19 protein-coding genes are annotated in these 18456 nt (G+C 48.4%); 1 reads left to right on the forward strand and 18 read right to left on the reverse strand.

Annotation, left to right across the window (positions count from 1 at the left end; all coding sequences use genetic code 11):
• Positions 1 to 3: 3 nt before the first annotated feature.
• Positions 4 to 366: an Asp23/Gls24 family envelope stress response protein gene (locus ACWJJ4_RS16180; RefSeq protein WP_003154327.1), complete on the reverse strand. Its 363-nt coding sequence runs from the start codon at positions 364 to 366 to the stop codon at positions 4 to 6.
• Positions 367 to 624: 258 nt separating this feature from the next.
• On the opposite strand from ACWJJ4_RS16180, the gene rpmB reads away from it, so the two are divergent.
• Complete coding sequence (rpmB, locus tag ACWJJ4_RS16185) at positions 625 to 813, forward strand: 50S ribosomal protein L28 (protein ID WP_003154328.1); 189 nt, start codon at positions 625 to 627, stop codon at positions 811 to 813.
• A 77-nt stretch (positions 814 to 890) separates the two neighbouring features.
• Here rpmB and spoVM read toward each other — a convergent pair whose 3' ends face one another.
• The 17 genes from spoVM to ACWJJ4_RS16270 all read right to left on the reverse strand — a co-directional run bounded on the left by spoVM (position 891) and on the right by ACWJJ4_RS16270 (position 18445).
• Positions 891 to 971, reverse strand: a complete 81-nt coding sequence (gene spoVM, locus ACWJJ4_RS16190; protein ID WP_003154329.1) for a stage V sporulation protein SpoVM — start codon at positions 969 to 971, stop codon at positions 891 to 893.
• Between the two features lie 86 nt (positions 972 to 1057).
• Positions 1058 to 1702 carry a thiamine diphosphokinase gene (locus tag ACWJJ4_RS16195; RefSeq protein ID WP_031378749.1) on the reverse strand — a complete coding sequence of 215 codons (645 nt, stop codon included), beginning with the start codon at positions 1700 to 1702 and terminating at the stop codon, positions 1058 to 1060.
• 65 nt (positions 1703 to 1767) lie between these two features.
• A complete protein-coding gene (rpe, locus tag ACWJJ4_RS16200; RefSeq protein WP_003154331.1) occupies positions 1768 to 2421 on the reverse strand; it encodes a ribulose-phosphate 3-epimerase in 654 nt (217 codons plus the stop codon).
• A 1-nt stretch (position 2422) separates the two neighbouring features.
• Positions 2423 to 3313, reverse strand: a complete 891-nt coding sequence (gene rsgA, locus ACWJJ4_RS16205) for a ribosome small subunit-dependent GTPase A (RefSeq protein ID WP_007409752.1) — start codon at positions 3311 to 3313, stop codon at positions 2423 to 2425.
• Between the two features lie 14 nt (positions 3314 to 3327).
• Entirely contained in the window at positions 3328 to 5271 is a 1944-nt protein-coding gene (gene pknB, locus ACWJJ4_RS16210; protein WP_077722187.1) for a Stk1 family PASTA domain-containing Ser/Thr kinase, read from the reverse strand.
• Complete coding sequence (locus ACWJJ4_RS16215) at positions 5265 to 6026, reverse strand: Stp1/IreP family PP2C-type Ser/Thr phosphatase (protein WP_071391846.1); 762 nt, start codon at positions 6024 to 6026, stop codon at positions 5265 to 5267. The genes pknB and ACWJJ4_RS16215 overlap by 7 nt, the downstream gene beginning before the upstream one ends.
• Positions 6027 to 6031: 5 nt before the next feature.
• On the reverse strand, positions 6032 to 7123 hold the full coding sequence (gene rlmN, locus ACWJJ4_RS16220) for a 23S rRNA (adenine(2503)-C(2))-methyltransferase RlmN (protein ID WP_003154339.1): 1092 nt from the start codon (positions 7121 to 7123) through the stop codon (positions 6032 to 6034).
• A gap of 3 nt (positions 7124 to 7126) precedes the next feature.
• Positions 7127 to 8470 (reverse strand): 16S rRNA (cytosine(967)-C(5))-methyltransferase RsmB, encoded by a 1344-nt coding sequence (gene rsmB, locus ACWJJ4_RS16225; RefSeq protein WP_128574591.1) that lies wholly within the window; start codon positions 8468 to 8470, stop codon positions 7127 to 7129.
• On the reverse strand, positions 8457 to 9410 hold the full coding sequence (gene fmt, locus ACWJJ4_RS16230) for a methionyl-tRNA formyltransferase (protein ID WP_094246950.1): 954 nt from the start codon (positions 9408 to 9410) through the stop codon (positions 8457 to 8459). Before fmt ends, rsmB begins: the two co-directional genes overlap by 14 nt.
• 4 nt (positions 9411 to 9414) lie before the next feature.
• A complete protein-coding gene (gene def, locus ACWJJ4_RS16235; RefSeq protein ID WP_003154343.1) occupies positions 9415 to 9897 on the reverse strand; it encodes a peptide deformylase in 483 nt (160 codons plus the stop codon).
• A gap of 24 nt (positions 9898 to 9921) precedes the next feature.
• Complete coding sequence (gene priA, locus ACWJJ4_RS16240) at positions 9922 to 12333, reverse strand: primosomal protein N' (RefSeq protein WP_014304990.1); 2412 nt, start codon at positions 12331 to 12333, stop codon at positions 9922 to 9924.
• A complete protein-coding gene (gene coaBC / locus ACWJJ4_RS16245; RefSeq protein WP_326998316.1) occupies positions 12330 to 13550 on the reverse strand; it encodes a bifunctional phosphopantothenoylcysteine decarboxylase/phosphopantothenate--cysteine ligase CoaBC in 1221 nt (406 codons plus the stop codon). The genes priA and coaBC overlap by 4 nt, the downstream gene beginning before the upstream one ends.
• Before the next feature lie 90 nt (positions 13551 to 13640).
• The gene (gene rpoZ / locus ACWJJ4_RS16250) at positions 13641 to 13844 is read right to left on the reverse strand and encodes a DNA-directed RNA polymerase subunit omega (protein WP_003154346.1); all 204 of its coding nucleotides are present in this window, start codon (positions 13842 to 13844) and stop codon (positions 13641 to 13643) included.
• 3 nt (positions 13845 to 13847) lie between these two features.
• Positions 13848 to 14462 (reverse strand): guanylate kinase, encoded by a 615-nt coding sequence (gene gmk, locus ACWJJ4_RS16255; protein ID WP_025851320.1) that lies wholly within the window; start codon positions 14460 to 14462, stop codon positions 13848 to 13850.
• A 7-nt stretch (positions 14463 to 14469) separates the two neighbouring features.
• Positions 14470 to 14739, reverse strand: coding sequence for an extracellular matrix/biofilm regulator RemA (gene remA, locus ACWJJ4_RS16260; RefSeq protein ID WP_003154355.1), 270 nt, complete (start codon positions 14737 to 14739; stop codon positions 14470 to 14472).
• A 76-nt stretch (positions 14740 to 14815) separates the two neighbouring features.
• Entirely contained in the window at positions 14816 to 15691 is an 876-nt protein-coding gene (locus tag ACWJJ4_RS16265) for a YicC/YloC family endoribonuclease (protein WP_025851329.1), read from the reverse strand.
• Between the two features lie 81 nt (positions 15692 to 15772).
• A complete protein-coding gene (locus ACWJJ4_RS16270; protein ID WP_353574944.1) occupies positions 15773 to 18445 on the reverse strand; it encodes a calcium-translocating P-type ATPase, SERCA-type in 2673 nt (890 codons plus the stop codon).
• Between the last annotated feature and the right edge of the window lie 11 nt (positions 18446 to 18456).

Consider the following 18456-nt stretch of genomic DNA (forward strand, 5'->3'; position numbering starts at 1 on the left):
TCACTACGGGTTCGTTACTCGTACGCCTTGGACATAAATATTTACAGAATCAACTGCAAGTCCGATTGTTTGATTTACTGTGTATTTTACCTTCGTCTGAACATTGTGGGCTACTTCGGATATTTTAGTGCCGTAGCTGACAATAATGTACATGTCGATATGTATTTGTTCGGCTTCCTGACGGACATGTACGCCTTTTGCGAAGTTCTCTCTCCGGAGGATTTCAGACAAACCGTCTTTAATCTGGTTTTTTGAGGCCATCCCCACTATTCCGTAACAGTCAATGGCAGCGCCTCCGGCAACCATTGCGATGACTTCGTTGGATATATCAATCTGTCCGTATTTTGTCTTCATTTCAATGGACACACAGGTTCCTCCTTCAGATGCATAGAGTTATCATTATTCTACTATATGTATCCCATTATGAAAAGAAAAGATACAGACAGCGGCCTTCAGCGCGGAAATGTGATTGGTTTTACATGTCAAGTGATTTTTCTTGAAAGTAAGGGAAACAATAGTTGCAAACGGTTTTTAGCTGTGGTAAATTATTTAAAGTATTGTATAACGAAAGCATCTGAGACACTATGTTTAAAAAGATGTTTCGCGCAGTTAGGAGGGAAACAAATGGCACGTAAATGTTTTATTACAGGTAAAAAAACAAAAGCCGGAAACAACCGTTCTCACGCAATGAACGCTTCTAAGCGTACTTGGGGCGCCAACCTTCAAAAGGTCCGCATCCTCGTTGACGGCAAACCTAAAAAAGTGTATGTATCTGCCCGGGCTTTAAAATCCGGTAAAGTTGAGCGTGTATAAGCAAAAATGAACGCCTGCCCTTTTATGCGGCAGGCGTTTTTTATGCGTTCAAAGAGGGCAATTTCAGCTTCTTGGGCTTACTCTTTTCTAAATGAGCCCAGCATCGCCCGGACAATTCCTCCTAAAAACTTCGGCAATTTAATGGTATAAAATTTCATTTTGTCCCCTCCTATAAGTCCCGTATCCGCTGCGTTCATCACTTTAGGATTCATGGTTTTTTCCGCATATGGCAGAAGCCGCTTTTCTAATCCGCGCTCCTTACCATTATTAATATGCCTTTTGCAAACGAAAAAGTACCTCGTGAATGAATGAGTTCGTTACTAATACATAGTGTGGAACCCAGAGGAATATGACAATTATCAAGGGGATATTTAAAACCGTCGAGTGTCAGGCCGTCTGCCGCTTCCGTAAACGGAATGAAAGAAATATAGCGTCTGCGCGCTTTTTTTTCAATTGTATAACGGCCGGGCCCGAACATCTGAATGTCATTCTGCCGGTCGATCAGCTCGACATCGGTATGCTTATGTAAGGCTTTATACAGCAGCTGGATGTTCCCTAAAAAGTGATCGGCTCTTCCGCCCGTCACACCGAATACCCGAATGTTTTCCGGTTCTTTTTGTAAAGCCCAGTCAAGAGCGAGTTCAAGATCGGTATAATCTTTTTCCGCCTGATACACATGGAGGGCCGGCGCCGCTTTTTGAATCTGCATGAGCTCCTCTTCCGTAATGCTGTCAAAATCACCGAAAGCTTCCTGCGGAATGATTCCGGCCTCCAAAAGAGCAACCGTCCCTTTATCAACTCCGACCCACGTCGTATCTCCGTCTGTGTATTCGGATAGATCGGGAATAAGCTCCCGCGGGCCGCCCGCAACGATATTGATTGTCTTCATATGCTATCCTCTCTCTTAGACGCGAAAAGAGCCGGCGGCTTTCACCGGGCTCTTTTTCAGCATGTTTATGATGCGTTTCGGATGTCGGCGATGGCTTTTTTCCGATCCGGCTGATTATATACGGCAGACCCGGCAACAAGCAGATTGGCGCCCGCTTCAGCGCATAAAGGGGCTGTTTCTTTATTAACGCCTCCGTCCACCTCGATTAAAAGCTCAGACAGGCCTTTCTCCTCAGCCAGCTGTTTGACCTGACGGATTTTCGGCAGAACCGAATGAATGAAGCGCTGTCCGCCAAAACCGGGGTTAACCGTCATTAACAGCACAAGGTCAAGCTCCTCGATCACATGTTCAATCATTTGGACGGGCGTATGCGGATTAAGCACAACTCCCGCTTTTACCCCTTGCTCTTTTATCAATTGAATAGTCCGGTGAAGATGCGGACACGCTTCAGCGTGAACGGAAAGGATGTCCGCACCGGCTTTTGCGAATGCCGGGATGTAGCGGTCCGGGTTTTCAATCATAAGATGGACATCCAGCGGCAGATCAGTCACCGGACGGACGGCTTCAACGATAAGCGGCCCGATTGTAATGTTAGGGACGAAATGGCCATCCATGACATCAATATGGATATAGTCCGCCCCTCCTTTTTCCACGTCTTTAATTTCCTCGCCCAGTGAAGCAAAATCGGCGGAAAGAATTGATGGCGCAACCTTAATCATATTAATACCTCGGCTTTCTCTCTTTTATTTCCTGCATAAATTCTTTGTAATGCTCATAGCGGTACGGCTGAATCTCTCCTTCTTCCACCGCTTGCTTTACCGCGCATTTCGGTTCTTTAAGATGCAGACAGCCTCTGAATTTGCAAGAGGCGCTTATTTCTCTGATCTCAGGGAACGTGCTGCCCAGCTCTTCTTCCTCAATGCCGGTAAATTCAAGCGAACTGAACCCCGGAGTATCCGCAACCAGACCGCCTGATGTATGAATGAGCTCCACATGGCGCGTCGTATGTTTTCCGCGTCCCAAATGCGCGGAAATCTCGTTTGTTTTCAGCTCAAGCTCCGGGCTGATCGCATTTAAAAGCGAAGATTTTCCGACTCCCGACTGACCGGCAAACACCGTCGTTTTGTTCTCGAAGTGTTTCACAATGCCTGTTAAGCCGCTGTTTTCTTTTGATGACGTCACATATACGTCATAACCGATCGCCTGATAGTCTTTCACGTAAGAAAGTATCGCCTCTTTCGATTCCCCGTCTGCAGCTAAGTCCATTTTGGTTATGCAGATGATCGGGTGAATGCCGTTGGCTTCCACAAGGACGAGAAAACGGTCCAATAAAGACGTGCTGAACGCCGGCTGAACGGCAGAAAAGACGAGAACGGCCTGATCGACATTTGAAATCGGCGGCCTGATCAGCTCATTTGTTCGTTCTTTGATTTCCAGCAGGTAGCCTTCTTTATCATTTTCAGCCTGATAAACGGCATAATCGCCGACCAGGGGCGTTATTTTATTTTTTCTGAAAATGCCCCGGCCCCTGCATTGAATGATCTTGTCCTGTGATTCATCCAAGACATAATAGAATCCGCTTAACGCTTTTATAATTTTGCCCTCAGGCATAGGGTCCCTCCTTGTCAGTCATTATCTTTCGGGTATTCAATCGTTTTGTAGCTGACCACTTTATGATCGACCATCACTTGATAATACCCCTTCTGTCCCTGATCAATCTTCAGTTCAATTGTTTTTTCAGTCGGCTCTTTTATTTTAAATGAGTCATACGTATCAGAGATGCTGTGGTCCTTATCATCGATGGCGATTTGCACTTCAAGCTCGTCCCCTTCATGTTCAGGTTCGTAAGGAATGCTGATTTTTTCTTTTACCGTTTTCGCCGGTTTTTCTTCAGGTCCGAGCGAGAACGTCACTTCAACATTACTTCCCGGCTTAACCGCAGTGCCGGCTGACGGCTCTTGTTTCATGACTTGTCCTTCCGGCACGTCATCTGAATGGGCTTGTTTTTCAACAAGCTGCAGGCCGTTATCTTCAAGATACCCTGAAGCCGCTTCTTTGCTGTAAGTCTTTAAGTCCCTCAGCGTAACGTCCGCCGGGCCGAGGCTGACCGTTAGATTGACTTCATCGTCGCTTGCGACCATATCGGTGCCGGCTGACGGGTCCTGATCAATTACGGTGCCGGCCTCGCTGTCATCGTTTTCTTCTTTTACATTAACATGTTTGAAGCCTTTTTCCTTCAGCGCTTTTTTTGCGTCGCCGATCTGCCGTCCTTTCACGTCGATCAGCTGGGTTTTCGGTTTTCCGATGCTTTTGTACAGTTTTACAGAAGAACCTTCTTTAACGGTAGACCCCGCTTTTGGGTCCGTTTTGACCATTAATTCCTCTTCTATTTTTTCATCTTCAATGTCCGTTATATCAGGATCAGCCCGGAGCCCGTTCTTTTCAAGCAGGGCTTCCGCTTTTTCGTACTTCATGCCCCGTACGTCGGGGACGCTTACATCTTTAGGCATAAATAAAGACGGGAACACGGTGACCGCAAGAACAGCCGCCATAATGAAAATGAAACAGACGGCCAGCAAAACCCACGGCCATTTCCGTTTTTTCTTTTTGGCTGGCTGCTGTTCCTTATCATCCGTCTCCCCCGGCGTTTCCGCCTGAGGAGCGGCTTTTGCGCCGTCAGTAATAACGGGAATGGCTTTTGTCATTTCCTCATCATCCTGCACGGAAAATTTTTGTTCATTCAGCCTGCCGGCGTCAAAAGCCGTTCTGATGTCCGCCTCCATGTCTTCGGCGCTTTCATAGCGGTGAAACGGATCTTTAGCGGTTGCCTTTAAAATAATGTTTTCAACGCTCTGCGGAATGGAAGGGTTCCACTTTCTGGCGGAAGGCGTTTCTGTTTGCAGGTGCTTTAGCGCTATGCTGACGGCTGATTCTCCGTCAAAAGGGATTTTGCCTGTTAAAAGCTCAAACAGCACGATGCCGAGCGCGTAAATATCTGATTTTTTCGTTGCCAGGCCGCCTCTCGCCTGCTCCGGAGACAAATAATGAACCGAGCCCAGCACAGAATTCGTATGTGTGATTGTCGTAGATGTAAGCGCTGTGGCGATGCCGAAATCCGTCACCTTGATATGCCCTAAATGATCTATCAATATATTGTGCGGTTTAATATCCCGGTGCACGATATGGTTTTGATGGGCATGGGCGATGGCCGAGACGATCTGCTCCATAACGGACAGCGCTTCTTTCGGATGGAGCGGTCCGTGTGCGGTTATGTATTCCTTTAATGTCATGCCTTCCACATATTCCATGACAATGTAATAAATATCGCCTTCCTCCCCGATATCGTAAATACTGACGATATTCGGATGATCGAGGCTTGATGCCGACTGTGCTTCTCTTCTGAAACGCCTGATAAAATCAATGTCATTCACAAAGTCAAACCGCAGAATTTTAATTGCGACTTCACGTTCGAGAATGATGTCCTCAGCTAAAAAAACGTTTGCCATTCCGCCGCCGCCAATGGGCCGGAGGATATGATAACGCCCGCTGATCCGCTTGCCGGTTAGCACTTGTCTTCACCCTCTTTTTCATCTGCGGAAAACTCAATCAACACAGCCGTGATGTTATCTTCGCCGCCGTTTTGATTCGCTTTGCTGATGAGAAGGTCTACTTTTTCCTGAGGATCAGATTCGGCTTGAAGCATTTGTTTGATCTCGTGATCTTCTATTTTATTTGACAGTCCGTCAGAGCATAAAAGCAGCTGATCGCCGTCAGACAGTTCAAAAGAACGGGCGTCGGGGCTGATGGTTTCATCTGTCCCCAGCGCTCTCGTCAATACATTTTTCCGCGGATGGTGCTCGGCGTCCTCTTTCGAAATTTCCCCCGTCTTGACCAGCTCATTCACAAGCGAATGGTCCTCAGTCAGCTGAGTGAATTCCCCCTCTTGAAGCAGGTAGCACCGGCTGTCTCCGATATGAGCCACAGTGACAAACTTCCCCGTGAATAAGGCGCAGACAATGGTGGTGCCCATTCCCCGGCATTCTTCATTCGCTTTAGCGTGGTCATGTACTTTGACATTCGCCTCATGAATCCGGTCTTTCAGCCAATCCTCGCAAGCGGACGGCAGAGAAGGAACCGTTTCGGTCCGGTTCCACTGCTCTTCCATCGCCGCAACCGCCATCCTGCTCGCTACATCTCCGGCAAGATGACCGCCCATGCCGTCGGCGACAACCGCAAGCACCGCGTCTTCTTTTGTGAAAATGCCCGCCGCATCTTCATTATGCCGGCGGACTTTACCTGTATCTGTTTTCAAGGCTGTAATCAACCTCTTCACCTCGTCTCGTCTTGACGCTCCTTCGCGCGAAGCTGACCGCAGGCCGCGTCAATGTCATGGCCTTGCTCTCTTCTGATCGTGACATTTACACCGCGGGATTTTAACGTTTTTTCGAATGCGAAAATCTGATCTCTCGGTGTGCGGACGTAATCCCGTTCAGGCACATAGTTTACCGGAATTAAATTGACATGGCATTTCACGTCTTTTAACAGTTCTGCAAGCTCTTCTGCATGTTCGACCTGATCATTTACGCCGCCGAACAGCCCGTATTCAAAGCTGATCCGTCTGCCTGTTTTCTCGATGTAATATTTGACGGCCTCCATAAGGTCAGGAAGCTTATAGGCTTTGTTAATCGGCATCAGACGGCTTCTGATTTCCGTATTCGGAGCATGCAGAGAAATCGCGAAATTGATCTGCATTTTTTGATCGGCGAAATCGTAAATCTTCGGAATGATTCCGCTGGTGGAAACTGTGATATGACGCGCTCCGATGTTCAGCCCTTTATCGTGGTTAATGATTTTTAAGAAAGCGAGCATTTCATTGAAATTATCAAACGGCTCTCCGATTCCCATGATGACGACTGAGCTGACGCGTTCATCCGTTTCATCAAGCGCCTTTTGCACTTTCACGACTTGAGCGACGATTTCTCCCGCTTCAAGATTCCGTTTCAGTCCGCCGAGTGTTGACGCGCAAAATGTGCAGCCGATCCGGCAGCCGACCTGTGTCGTTACACATACAGAATTACCATACTCGTGTCTCATTAAAACCGTTTCGATCGTATAACCGTCATGAAGCTCAAATAAAAATTTCATCGTGCCATCTTGAGATGTCTGTTTTACAGCCGTTTTCAGCGTTGTCAGCACAAAATTGCTCTCGAGTTTTTCACGCAGGCTTTTTGAGAGGTTTGTCATTTCATCAAATGAAGAAACCCGCTTTTCATAGAGCCATTCAAAAATCTGTGCTGCGCGGAACGGCTTTTCGCCATTCTCGGTCAGCCATTGTTTGATTTCATCTAATTCAAAAGAGTAAATGGACGGCTGCTCAGTCCGCAGCTCTTTCCGTACGCTTGTCTTTTTTAATTGTGTCATTTTTTATCCCTTCTTTCTCATGCTGCTAATAAAGAAACCGTCTGTTCCGAAATAATGCGGAAGAATTTGAAGGCTTCCATCCTGAACAAAGGGTCTCGCCTTTTCAGGCAGCCGCTTTTCAAGAGACAAATCGGGTTCAAACTCAGGGTGTTCTTGTATAAACGCATGCATAACTTCTTCATTTTCTGTCCGATCCATTGTACACGTACTGTATACGAGTGTGCCACCTTTTTTTACTAATGGGGCGATTTCCCTTAAAATGCCGAGCTGGATTTCTGACAGCCGTCTGCTGTCCTCCGGCGTCTTCGTATATTTCATATCGGGTTTTCTTCTGATGACACCGAAACCTGAGCAAGGCGCATCAACGAGAATACGGTCAAACCGTTCTGCGCCAAAGGCCTCTCCCGCTTTTCGCGCATCCATCGTTTGCGCGTCGATGATCGTAAGTCCGAGCCGTTCTGCGCCCTCTTTAATCAGCTTCACTTTATGGCGGTGAAGATCAAGCGATGTGAGGCTCCCCTCGTTCTCCATCAGTTCCGCAATGTGAGCCGACTTTCCGCCCGGTGCGGCGCATGCATCTAAAACGGTTTCGCCCGGCTTCGGGTCCAGCGCCCGCGCGACAAGCATTGAGCTTTCATCCTGTATGGATACCCGGCCGTTTTGGAAAAATGTCGTGTTCGCGATGCTTCCTTTCAAAAGCTTAATCGCATCAGGAGAAAGGTCTCCGGCTTCCGCTTCCAGACCGGCATTCTCCATCTCATTCAGCACCGTTTCCCTGTCGCTCTTTATGTGATTGACACGGAGCGTCTGCTTCGGCGGAATGAGATGAATCCGGCAGATTTTTTCAGCCGCCTCAAAGCCGTACGCCTCGACCCACTCTTTTACGAGCCATTCGGGATGGCTTGTCTCTGTAGAAAGACGGAGAACCGGGTCTTCAATTTCAGCGAATGACGGCGCCCCCTCACGCTGCAGGGAGCGGAGAATGCCGTTGACAAAGGACGCAATGCCCTTATGCCCGCGTTTTTTGGCGATTTCAACCGCTTCATGGATGGCGGCGCGATCCGGAATTTTTTCTAAATACTCCATTTGATACGCGGACAGACGAAGCAGCTGAATCACCCACGGCTTCACCTTATTCGGCTTGCGGATAAAAGGCTTCAGCATATAGTCTAAGGCGATTTTATTTTGCAGCGTTCCGTAGACAAGCTCTGTCAGCAGTCCTCTGTCCTGATCGCTGAGCGTGTTCGTTTTGATAACCGATGTAAGAAGCAGGTTGCTGTATGCCTGATTTTGCTCAAGCTTCTCAAGCGCTTCAAGGGCGAGCTCCCGGACATTAATTTTCTTCATTTGCTGCTCCTAACACGTCACCGGGCTGCACATTTTTGCCTCTTACAAAATCTTCGCCCTTCATCCGTTTTTTTCCCGCCGGCTGCAGCTCAGTGATTAAAAGGGCGGTGCTGTTTCCTGATGCGACGACAATGCCGTTTTGCTCCGTGCGGATGACTGTTCCGGGCGCAGCTTCAGTTTTTGCCGCAACTTTTTCAGAAGCCCATACTTTAATAGTTTGACCGTTCAAAGTTGTATAGGCGACAGGCCAAGGGTTTAAACCTCTGATCTGGTTGTAGATCTCTTCTCCGGGCTTTGCCCAATCAATCCGCTCCTGCTCACGCTTAATGTTAGGCGCGTAAGTCGCTTTTGATTCGTCCTGTTTGATCGGTTTAATATTTCCGGAAATGACGTTCGGGACGGTCTCTGACAAAAGCTTTGCCCCCGCTATGCTTAATTTGTCGTGCAACGTGCCGACGTTATCCGTTTCATCAATTTCCACTTCGATTTTAGAAATCATATCGCCCGCATCAAGCTTTTCAACCATATACATGATCGTCACGCCCGTTTTCTTCTTGCCTTGGAGAATCGAATAATGTATCGGCGCTCCGCCTCTTAATTCAGGCAATAGTGACGCGTGTACGTTGATACAGCCGTATGTCGGGCCGTCCAGCAGCTGCTTGGGCAGGATCTGTCCGAATGCCGCTGTAACAATCAGGTCCGGCTTCAGGCTGAGCACTTTTTCTATTTCTTCTTCGAGCCTTACTTTTTCGGGCTGAAGCACGGGAATGCCGTGACGTTCAGCTTCAGCCTTTACAGGAGGGGGCGTCATGATTTTTTTTCTGCCTTTCGGGCGGTCAGGCTGCGTAACGACACCAACCACTTCATACCCGTCTTCAATAAGCGTGCGCAGGACGGGAACTGAAAAGTCGGGCGTTCCCATAAAAACGATCCTTGTCATCCAATCATCCTTCCATTTCTGCCAGTTCTTCTTCAGTGTAGTAAGCCGTAATTTTTGATGTGAATAAAATGCCGTCTAAATGATCCATTTCATGCTGAACGGCTCTGGCCAAAAAACCCTCCGCTTCTAAAATAAACGGTTTTCCTTTACGGTCGTGGGCTTTTACCTTTACGTAATCCGGGCGGGTGACATCGCCGAAAACCCCGGGAAAACTTAAGCAGCCCTCGACTCCGGTCTGTTCACCGCTCTTTTCAAGAATAACCGGATTTACAAGGTCGATACGGCCGCTTTCTTCACCGATGTCCACGACGGCCGCTCTTTTTAAAATGCCGATTTGCGGCGCGGCGAGACCGACGCCATCCATTTCGAGCATCGTATCGTACATATCGTCAAGCAGTTTTTTTAATTTTTTATCAAACACTGTCACTTCATCGGCGGGTGTTTCCAGAACCTCCGCCGGGTGTGTGACGATTTTTTTCACAGCCAAAATTTTGCCCTCCAAAAACTAATGTTACATCAGCATGTACGGATTCATATCGATTGAAATCATTACATGCTTTTGCGCAATGTCGCGTTTATAGTGCTCCAGTATCTTTTTCAACTGAATCTGCAACTCGTTTTCCTGTCTGTATTTTATCACGCATTGATAGCGATATCTATCTTTGATCCTGGCAATCGGGGAAGCCGCCGGCCCGAGAATTTTCGTATCAGGCCCGCATCCCGCTCTTAAATAGTTTGTAATCTTTTCTGCGGTGACCGCGGCTTTTGCCGCTTCTTCATGAGAAACGGTCACCAGCGCCACGTAATAATACGGCGGGTATGACTGGGCCCGTCTGTGCGCCATTTCCTGCTGAAAAAAAGTTTCATAGTCGTGCGTTTTCGTCAGCTGAATGCTGTAATGAGACGGTGTATACGTTTGAATGACCACCGTTCCCGGCTTTTCATGCCGCCCGGCCCGTCCGCTTACCTGCGTCAACAGCTGGAATGTCTTCTCCGCGGCCCTGAAATCTGGGATGTGAAGCGTCGTATCTGCGCTTAATACTCCGACGAGCGTCACGTTCGGAAAATCAAGCCCTTTTGCGATCATTTGCGTACCGAGCAGGATATCCGCCTTCCCTTCACCGAACGCTGACAACAGTTTTTCATGGGCGCCTTTTCTTGAAGTGGTATCCACATCCATCCTGATCACGCGCGCCTGAGGCAGCACTTTGGTAAGCTCCTCCTCCACACGCTGCGTTCCCGTGCCGAAAAAGCGGATATGTTCGCTGCCGCATTCCGGGCATGTTCCCGGGACAGGTTCCTCATGGCCGCAGTAATGGCATTTCAGCCTTTGTCCGTAGCGGTGATAAGTCATGGAAATGTCGCAATGCGGACATTGCGGCACATAACCGCAATCCCGGCACATCACAAACGAGGAATACCCCCGTTTATTCAGAAAAAGGACGGCCTGCTCTTTTTTTGCGAGCTTCTCTTCCAGCTGTTCCATCAGCTCTCTTGAGAACATTGATCTGTTGCCGTTTCTCAGTTCTTCTCTCATATCAACGAGAGAAACGTCAGGCATGAGCTGGCGGTTTACGCGATGTTTTAACGGAAGCAGCTCATAAACGCCTTTTTTCGCCCGCGCAAATGACTCCAATGTCGGCGTGGCGCTCCCGAGGACGACCGGACAGCTGTGATGCTCGGCCCGGCGGATGGCTACGTCCTTTGCATGATACCGCGGCATTTCCTCCTGCTTATAGGAAGATTCGTGCTCTTCATCAATAATGATCATGCCGAGATTTTCAAACGGGGCAAAGATGGCCGATCTGGCTCCGACGACAAGCCGGACTTCCTTGCGCTGAATCTTCCGCCATTCATCGTATTTTTCACCTGTGGATAATCCGCTGTGCATGACCGCAACCTGTGAGCCGAAGCGGCCTTTAAAACGGTTGACCATTTGCGGTGTCAACGAGATTTCCGGAACGAGCACGATGGCTTCTTGTCCTTTTGCCAGCACTTTTTCAATGGATTGCAGGTAAATTTCCGTTTTGCCGCTTCCCGTGACGCCGTGAAGCAGAAAGACGTGGTGGACATGGTCGGCTACGGCTTGTTTAATCGGCTCAAAAGCGGCCTGCTGCTCTTCTGTAAGAGAGAGCGGCTCTGTTTTTTTGAACATTCTGTCCTGATAAGGATCGCGGTAAACCTCCTCGAAGCTTTCCGTAAGGAGCCCCTTTTTAAGAAGCGTTTTCAGCGTCGCGGAACTGGAATCGGTCTTTTTGCAAAGCTCGGCCGCGGAAATCTTTTCTCCCCCGCCGATAAAATAAGTAAGCACGGCGAGCTGTTTAGAAGCCTGCTTTGTCAATGAATCTGCGTGCCGGGCGAGTTCTTCTTTGTCTGCCCCCGCTTCGATCATGCGGATCATTTTTTTATTCGTTTTTTGGGCGACTTTATATGTGACATCAATGCTTCCTTTGCGCACGAATTTCTGAAGTGACGAAAGAATGCTTTCATCGGTAATATCCGAGTACAGAAGACTTTTTTGATTCCTGAAAAGCTGTTTGATGTCCGGGGTCAGCGCTTCTTCGTCAACGACTTTCAGCTCTTTCTCGTACTTCGCCTTCAGTGCGGCGGGCAGCATTGCCTGAAGCGCCGTGATTTTAAACGACAGCGTTTTGTCAGAAAGCCATGAAGACAGCTGCATCAGTTCCTCAGTCAGAACTGGCGTCAAATCAAGAAGCTTCTCGACTTCCTTCATTGAGCCGCCGTTTAATTCGGACGAATCTTTCAAACCGGTCACAAATCCTTGAAGCTTGCGCGGGCCAAACGGGACAATCACCCGCATGCCGACTTCGATCATCCCTTTTAAATGATCGGGAATTTTGTAATCAAAGGGTCTGTCAATGTTTTTGGAGCTGACATCGACAATGACTTCTGCTACATTCATACGGGTTTTCGGTCCTCGGCTTTCAAAGCGGTCATTTCCTTCAGCATTTCAAAGGAAACGTCAAGTTTAGACATAAGCGCAAGCTCCCGTTTTCTTCCGTCCCGGAAATAGAAGGTGACGACATTCGTATCCGTGCCAAATCCGGCCCCTTCCGCTTTCACATCATTCGCAACGATCATATCAAGGTTTTTCTGTTCGAGTTTTCTGCGCGCATAGCGTTCGACGTCTTGCGTTTCAGCCGCAAATCCGACCAGCAGCTGGTGTGTTTTCCGTTCGCCGAGTTCTTTCAGTATGTCTACTGTACGGTTGAATTCGATCACGAGCGAACCGTCTTTCTTCTTCATTTTGTGATCAGAAACAGCCGCCGGCGTAAAATCGGCCACGGCCGCCGTCTTAATCACCATGTCGCATGAATCAAACACAGAAAGCACGGCTTCTCTCATATCAGCTGCCGATTGCACAGGAAGAAACTGATACAGCCCGACTGGCGGCTCTATTGACACCGGGCCTGAAATCAGCGTCACCCGCGCCCCGAGACGGACGGCGGCTTCAGCAGCAGCGTAGCCCATTTTGCCGGTGGATTTATTTGTGAAGAAGCGGACAGGGTCCACGGCTTCGCGCGTCGGACCGGCTGTAATGACAATATGTTTTCCTTTCAGCGGCGCATCGTCTTCAGGCTCCTTAAAATGCTCTCTGACACGCTCAACAATAAGCTCCGGCTCCTCCAGCCTTCCTTTGCCGACATATCCGCATGCCAAATAGCCTTCACTCGGCTCGATAAAGCGGACCCCGTCCTGATAAAGCACAGAGATGTTCCGTTTCACCGCCGGATGATCATACATATGGACATTCATCGCAGGCGCCACCCAGACCGGGGCCTCAGCCGCCAGCACCGTCGTTGTGAGCATATCATCAGCAATTCCGTTGGCAAGCTTGCCGATGATATTTGCCGTAGCGGGCGCGACAATAATTAAATCCGCCCAGTCAGCGGCATCAATATGAGAAATCACCTTCGGATTTTGTTCATTAAATGTATCTGTATACACTTCATTCCGGCTCAGCGCCTGAAATGTCAGCGGAGAAACAAACTCACGCGCGGACTCAGTCATAATCACTTTGACATTTGCGCCGGCCTGAACCAGCTTGCTCGTGAGTGCGGAAGCTTTATAAACGGCGATTCCTCCGCTTACGCATAGCAAAATGTTTCGGTTTTTCATGAAGTCTTCTCCCCTTTATGAAAGCATTGGACAAATCCCAAACGGAAAAAAATAACAACCTATGTAGAGATAGGTTGCTACGTGTGCTTGTTATTCGCTGTCTTCTCTTTCAAACGAAAGCAGGCCCGCGTCAATTTCTTCTAAAGCTTTGCCTACATATTTGTGAGAAATGGTATGTTCAATCTGCTGGTCCTTTTTGATCTGCATTTCACGCGCGCGTCTTGCAGACACAGTCACCAGCGTATATTTAGAATCTAATTTATTCATTAAAGAGTCAATTGACGGATCTAACATAAGTTATTCTACCTCCAGCATTTTCTTATATCTCGGAGCGACGCGTTCACGTTTTAAGTGCTCGGCGAGAACGATTGCGTTAATCTTATCACAAGCCGTTTGGATATCGTCGTTTTCAACGACATAATCATACGCGTCCATCATTTCGATTTCAGCTTTTGCGGCATTCATTCTGTTTTCGATTAAATCGTCGGTTTCAGTCCCTCTTGTCACGATTCTGTTTTTCAGCTCAGAAAGACTCGGCGGCGCTAAGAAGATAAACAGGCCTTCCGGAAATGCATTCCGCACTTGGAGCGCGCCCTGCACTTCAATCTCTAAGAAGACGTCTTTTCCTTCTTGAAGCGTCTGTTCGACATAATCAACGGGCGTTCCGTAATAGTTGCCGACATATTCTGCCCACTCAAGCAGTTTGTTGTTTTCAATCATGCGTTCGAATTCTTCTCTGGATTTAAAGAAATAATCGACGCCGTCGACCTCGCCCTCTCTCGGGTTTCTCGTCGTGACTGAAATTGAGTATTCAAATTTCGTGTCCTGTTGTGAAAATATTGCTTGCCGAACCGTTCCTTTTCCAACTCCGGAGGGACCTGAGAGAACGATTAATAACCCTCTTTCTTTCATGCGGCAATTACCCCTGCCCTTCATCCATAATTTCTTCTTTCACAGAAAGTCTGTGTGCAACTGTCTCAGGCTGGACGGCAGATAAGATAATGTGATCACTATCCATGACGACAACTGCACGGGTTCTTCGTCCGTATGTAGCGTCTATTAGCATTCCGCGGTCTCTTGCATCCTGGATCATTCGCTTTATTGGCGCAGACTCCGGGCTGACAATCGAAATCATCCGATTGGCGGAGATGATATTGCCAAATCCGATATTAATCAGTTTAATCGTCATCTTCTACGTTCCCCCTGTAAAATAGACGTCTCTAGTGTAACCTGAAGAGACCGTCTGTAAACAATACGCACAGTCGCTATTCTATATTTTGCACTTGTTCCTTCAATTTTTCAATAGAACTTTTCATTTCAACGACAAGCTTTGTGATTTGATGATCATTGGCTTTTGAGCCGATCGTGTTCGCTTCCCGGTTAAGCTCCTGAACAAGGAAATCAAGTTTGCGGCCGACTGCCCCGCCTTCTTTTAATATATCACGGAATTGAACAAAATGGCTCTTTAATCTGGTAATTTCTTCCGTTATATCAGAACGATCGGCGAAAATGGCGCATTCCGTGATCAGCCTGCTTTCGTCGAGCGCGTCCTCCGTCCATTCCTTCATTCGGGCGTAAAGACGCTCGCGGTATTGAATAACAACGGCCGAAGCGCGCTCTTTCACCTGTTCGGACAGCGTCTCAAGCCGCTCAATGTGCAGAAAACAGTCTTCCGCCAAAAGCCGGCCTTCTTTTTTCCTCATGTCACAAAGTTCCTTTACAGCCAGCTCAGCGGCTTCCCTGATGACTTCTTCAAGCTTGTCATCACGCATCTGTTCTTCGTGAATCTGCGCAATGTGTTCAAATCTAAAGAAATCCATTGCATCGGGTTCTGCGGCCAGGCTGTAGCGCTCTTTCATGACGCGTGCGGCGCTCACATATTCATCAAGGAGCTCCCAATCGATGTTCAGGCTTCTTTTTATAAGCGCGTCACTGTTTACAGTGAGAAACAGCTCTACTCTTCCGCGCTGTATATGCTGCAATATCGTTTGTTTCAGCTTATCCTCTACATATAGCAAAGGCCGTGGCAGGCGGGCGTTCACTTCTTTGAACCGGTAATTGACGGATTTCAATTCAACGGTTGCCGAGAGATCGCCTTTTGTGCTGCTTGCGCTGCCGAAGCCTGTCATACTCCGTATCATATGAAACACCCAATTCTTTCCCGTTATCAAAATAAAAGGGCAATAGACATGCTATTACCCCTAAGATTATATCATATGGAATTATTTTTTTCTTGTCAAAAGTGAACCCGCCAGCAAAAAAGTAGGTATGCCAGACATCCCGATAATCAGCATCCAATCGCCCGGCGTAATCGGCACTGTTTTGAAAATCGGCTGCAGCGGCGGATAATAGATGACGATGACCATCAGGAAGACAGAAGAAATGATGGCGCCGAGCAGATAAATATTTTCAAACGGATTCCGGGAGAAAACAGACGTTTCGCTCCGGCAGTCAAACACGTGTATAAGCTGAGCCAGGACAAGAGTCGCGAATGCAACGGTCTGTGCGTAGGGCAGATTTTCAGGATTGCGGTGATAGACGATGATAAACGCAAAAATGGTTGCGGCTCCGATTAAAAACCCTCTTGATACGACTTTCCAGCCCAGTTTTCTCGCAAACACTCCTTCTTTCGGATGCCGCGGCTTCCGCCTCATCAGGTCTCCTTCCGGCTGATCCATACCGAGGGCCATCGCCGGCAGCCCGTCAGTGACTAAGTTCACCCACAATATCTGGATCGGGACGAGCGGCAGCGGCAGAGCGAGAAGCATCGCAAACAGCATCACTAAAATTTCACCGACGTTGGAGGCGAGCAAATACCGGACGAATTTTCTTATATTTTCATAGATATTCCGTCCCTCTTTTATGGCTGATTTAATCGTAGCAAAGTTATCATCCACCAGAATGAGAGAAGAGGCTTCCTTTGCCACATCCGTTCCCGTCACGCCCATGGCAACACCGATATCTGCCTGCTTTATGGCCGGCGCGTCATTAACCCCGTCTCCCGTCATGGCGACGACGTGTCCGTTTTCCTGAAACGCTTTGACGATTTTCAATTTATGTTCAGGTGACACGCGTGCGAAGACGTAGACATCATCGACCGTTTCGATAAGTTCTTTGTCCGTAAGCTCATTCAGCGTCTTGCCGTCCATCACACGCCCCTTTTTCGGAAGAAGACGCAAATCTTTTGCAATGGCCTTTGCCGTTTCGACGTGATCCCCTGTGATCATAACCGTTTTAATGCCGGCCTCACGGCATTCTTTAATGGCCTGTCTGACCTCCGGACGGGGCGGATCAATCATGCCTGACAAGCCGAGCATCGTCAGATTTTTTTCCGCCTGCTCCATTGTCGGCTTTTCTCCGGCCTTAAGCGGTTTATAAGCAATCGCGATCGTACGCAAAGCCTGCGACGCCAGCTCTTTCAGAACCGCTTCCGTTTCTGCTTTCTTTTCTCCTGAAAAAGGCGTACTTCTTGCGCCGTGCATCAGATGTGACGAGCGGTCAATCAGCACATCGGGCGCTCCTTTAGTGATGACGAACTGCTTTTTTTCCTTATCCTCTACAATGACGGTCATCATTTTGCGGACGGAGTCAAACGGAAACTCGGCAACCACGCGGTATTGCCCGCTGAGCCAATCGTTTGAATAGCCGCCCTTTCTTGCAGCCGTCAGCAGCGCTCCTTCTGTCGGATCACCGTCGAGTACATAACGGCCGTCTTTCAGTGCGATTTCAGATGTGTTGCACAACGCGCCGAAAACCAGCATCTGTTCAAGAATCTTCTCATCTTTCGGCTTGATTTCCCGCTCATCTCGGGTGAAAACGCCCTCCGGCTCATAGCCGATGCCTGACACTTTATAAATTTTGCCGCCTGACCACATATGGGTGACGGTCATTTTGTTTTGTGTCAGCGTGCCGGTTTTATCAGAACAAATGACAGAGGCGCAGCCCAATGTTTCAACCGCCGGGAGCTTTCTGACAATTGATTTTTGTTTGATCATGCGCTGGACGCCGATTGATAATGCCACCGTAACAATGGCGGGAAGCCCTTCCGGAATCGCGGCGACGGCCAATGACACCCCGGCCAAAAACATGCTGTAAAGATCATGTCCCTGTAAGACGCCGACTGCAACGACCAATACCGTTAAAAGGAGCGCGACGATAATTAAAATTTTGCCGAGCTCTTCAAGTCTTCGCTGCAGCGGTGTTGAAAGGCTGCCGGCGGATTCCAGCATATCGGCGATTTTCCCCATTGCCGTATTCATTCCTGTACCGACGACAACGCCGACACCGCTGCCGCGCGTTACGATCGTACCCATAAACGCCATATTGCTGATGTCGCCTAACGAAACATCCGGCTTTCTCAGTTTATCGGCTTGTTTAACCACCGGAATTGATTCCCCGGTCAGCGCCGATTCCTCAATTTCAAGGCTTTTCGCTTCAACGATCCGCACATCCGCGCCAATCCGGTCGCCGCTTGAAAATTTCATGATATCGCCGGGAACGAGCTCCTTGGACTGAATTTTCTTCCAGCTCCCGTCCCGCAACGCTGACACATACGGCGTTGACAGCTCTTTTAGTGCATGTAATGACTTTTCCGCACGCCGCTCTTGAAAAAAACCGAGAACCCCATTGACAAATACAATCGCCATAATCGCTACGGCATCTACATATTCGCCTAAAAACCCGGATATTAAGGTTGCCGCCAGCAGCACGAGCACCATAAAATCTTTAAATTGGGCGAAAAACACGGCGATCGCCGGTGTCCTCTTGCCCTCCTGAAGCTCGTTCGGCCCGTGCTTTTCAAGGCGTTTTTTCACCTCTTTTTCGGTCAACCCCTGTTTAATGGACGTATTTGTTGCTTTCAGCAAATCGGTTTGTCCCATTTCATGAAACTTCATTCTTCTCGTCC

Source organism: Bacillus sp. JK62 (assembly GCF_053663455.1).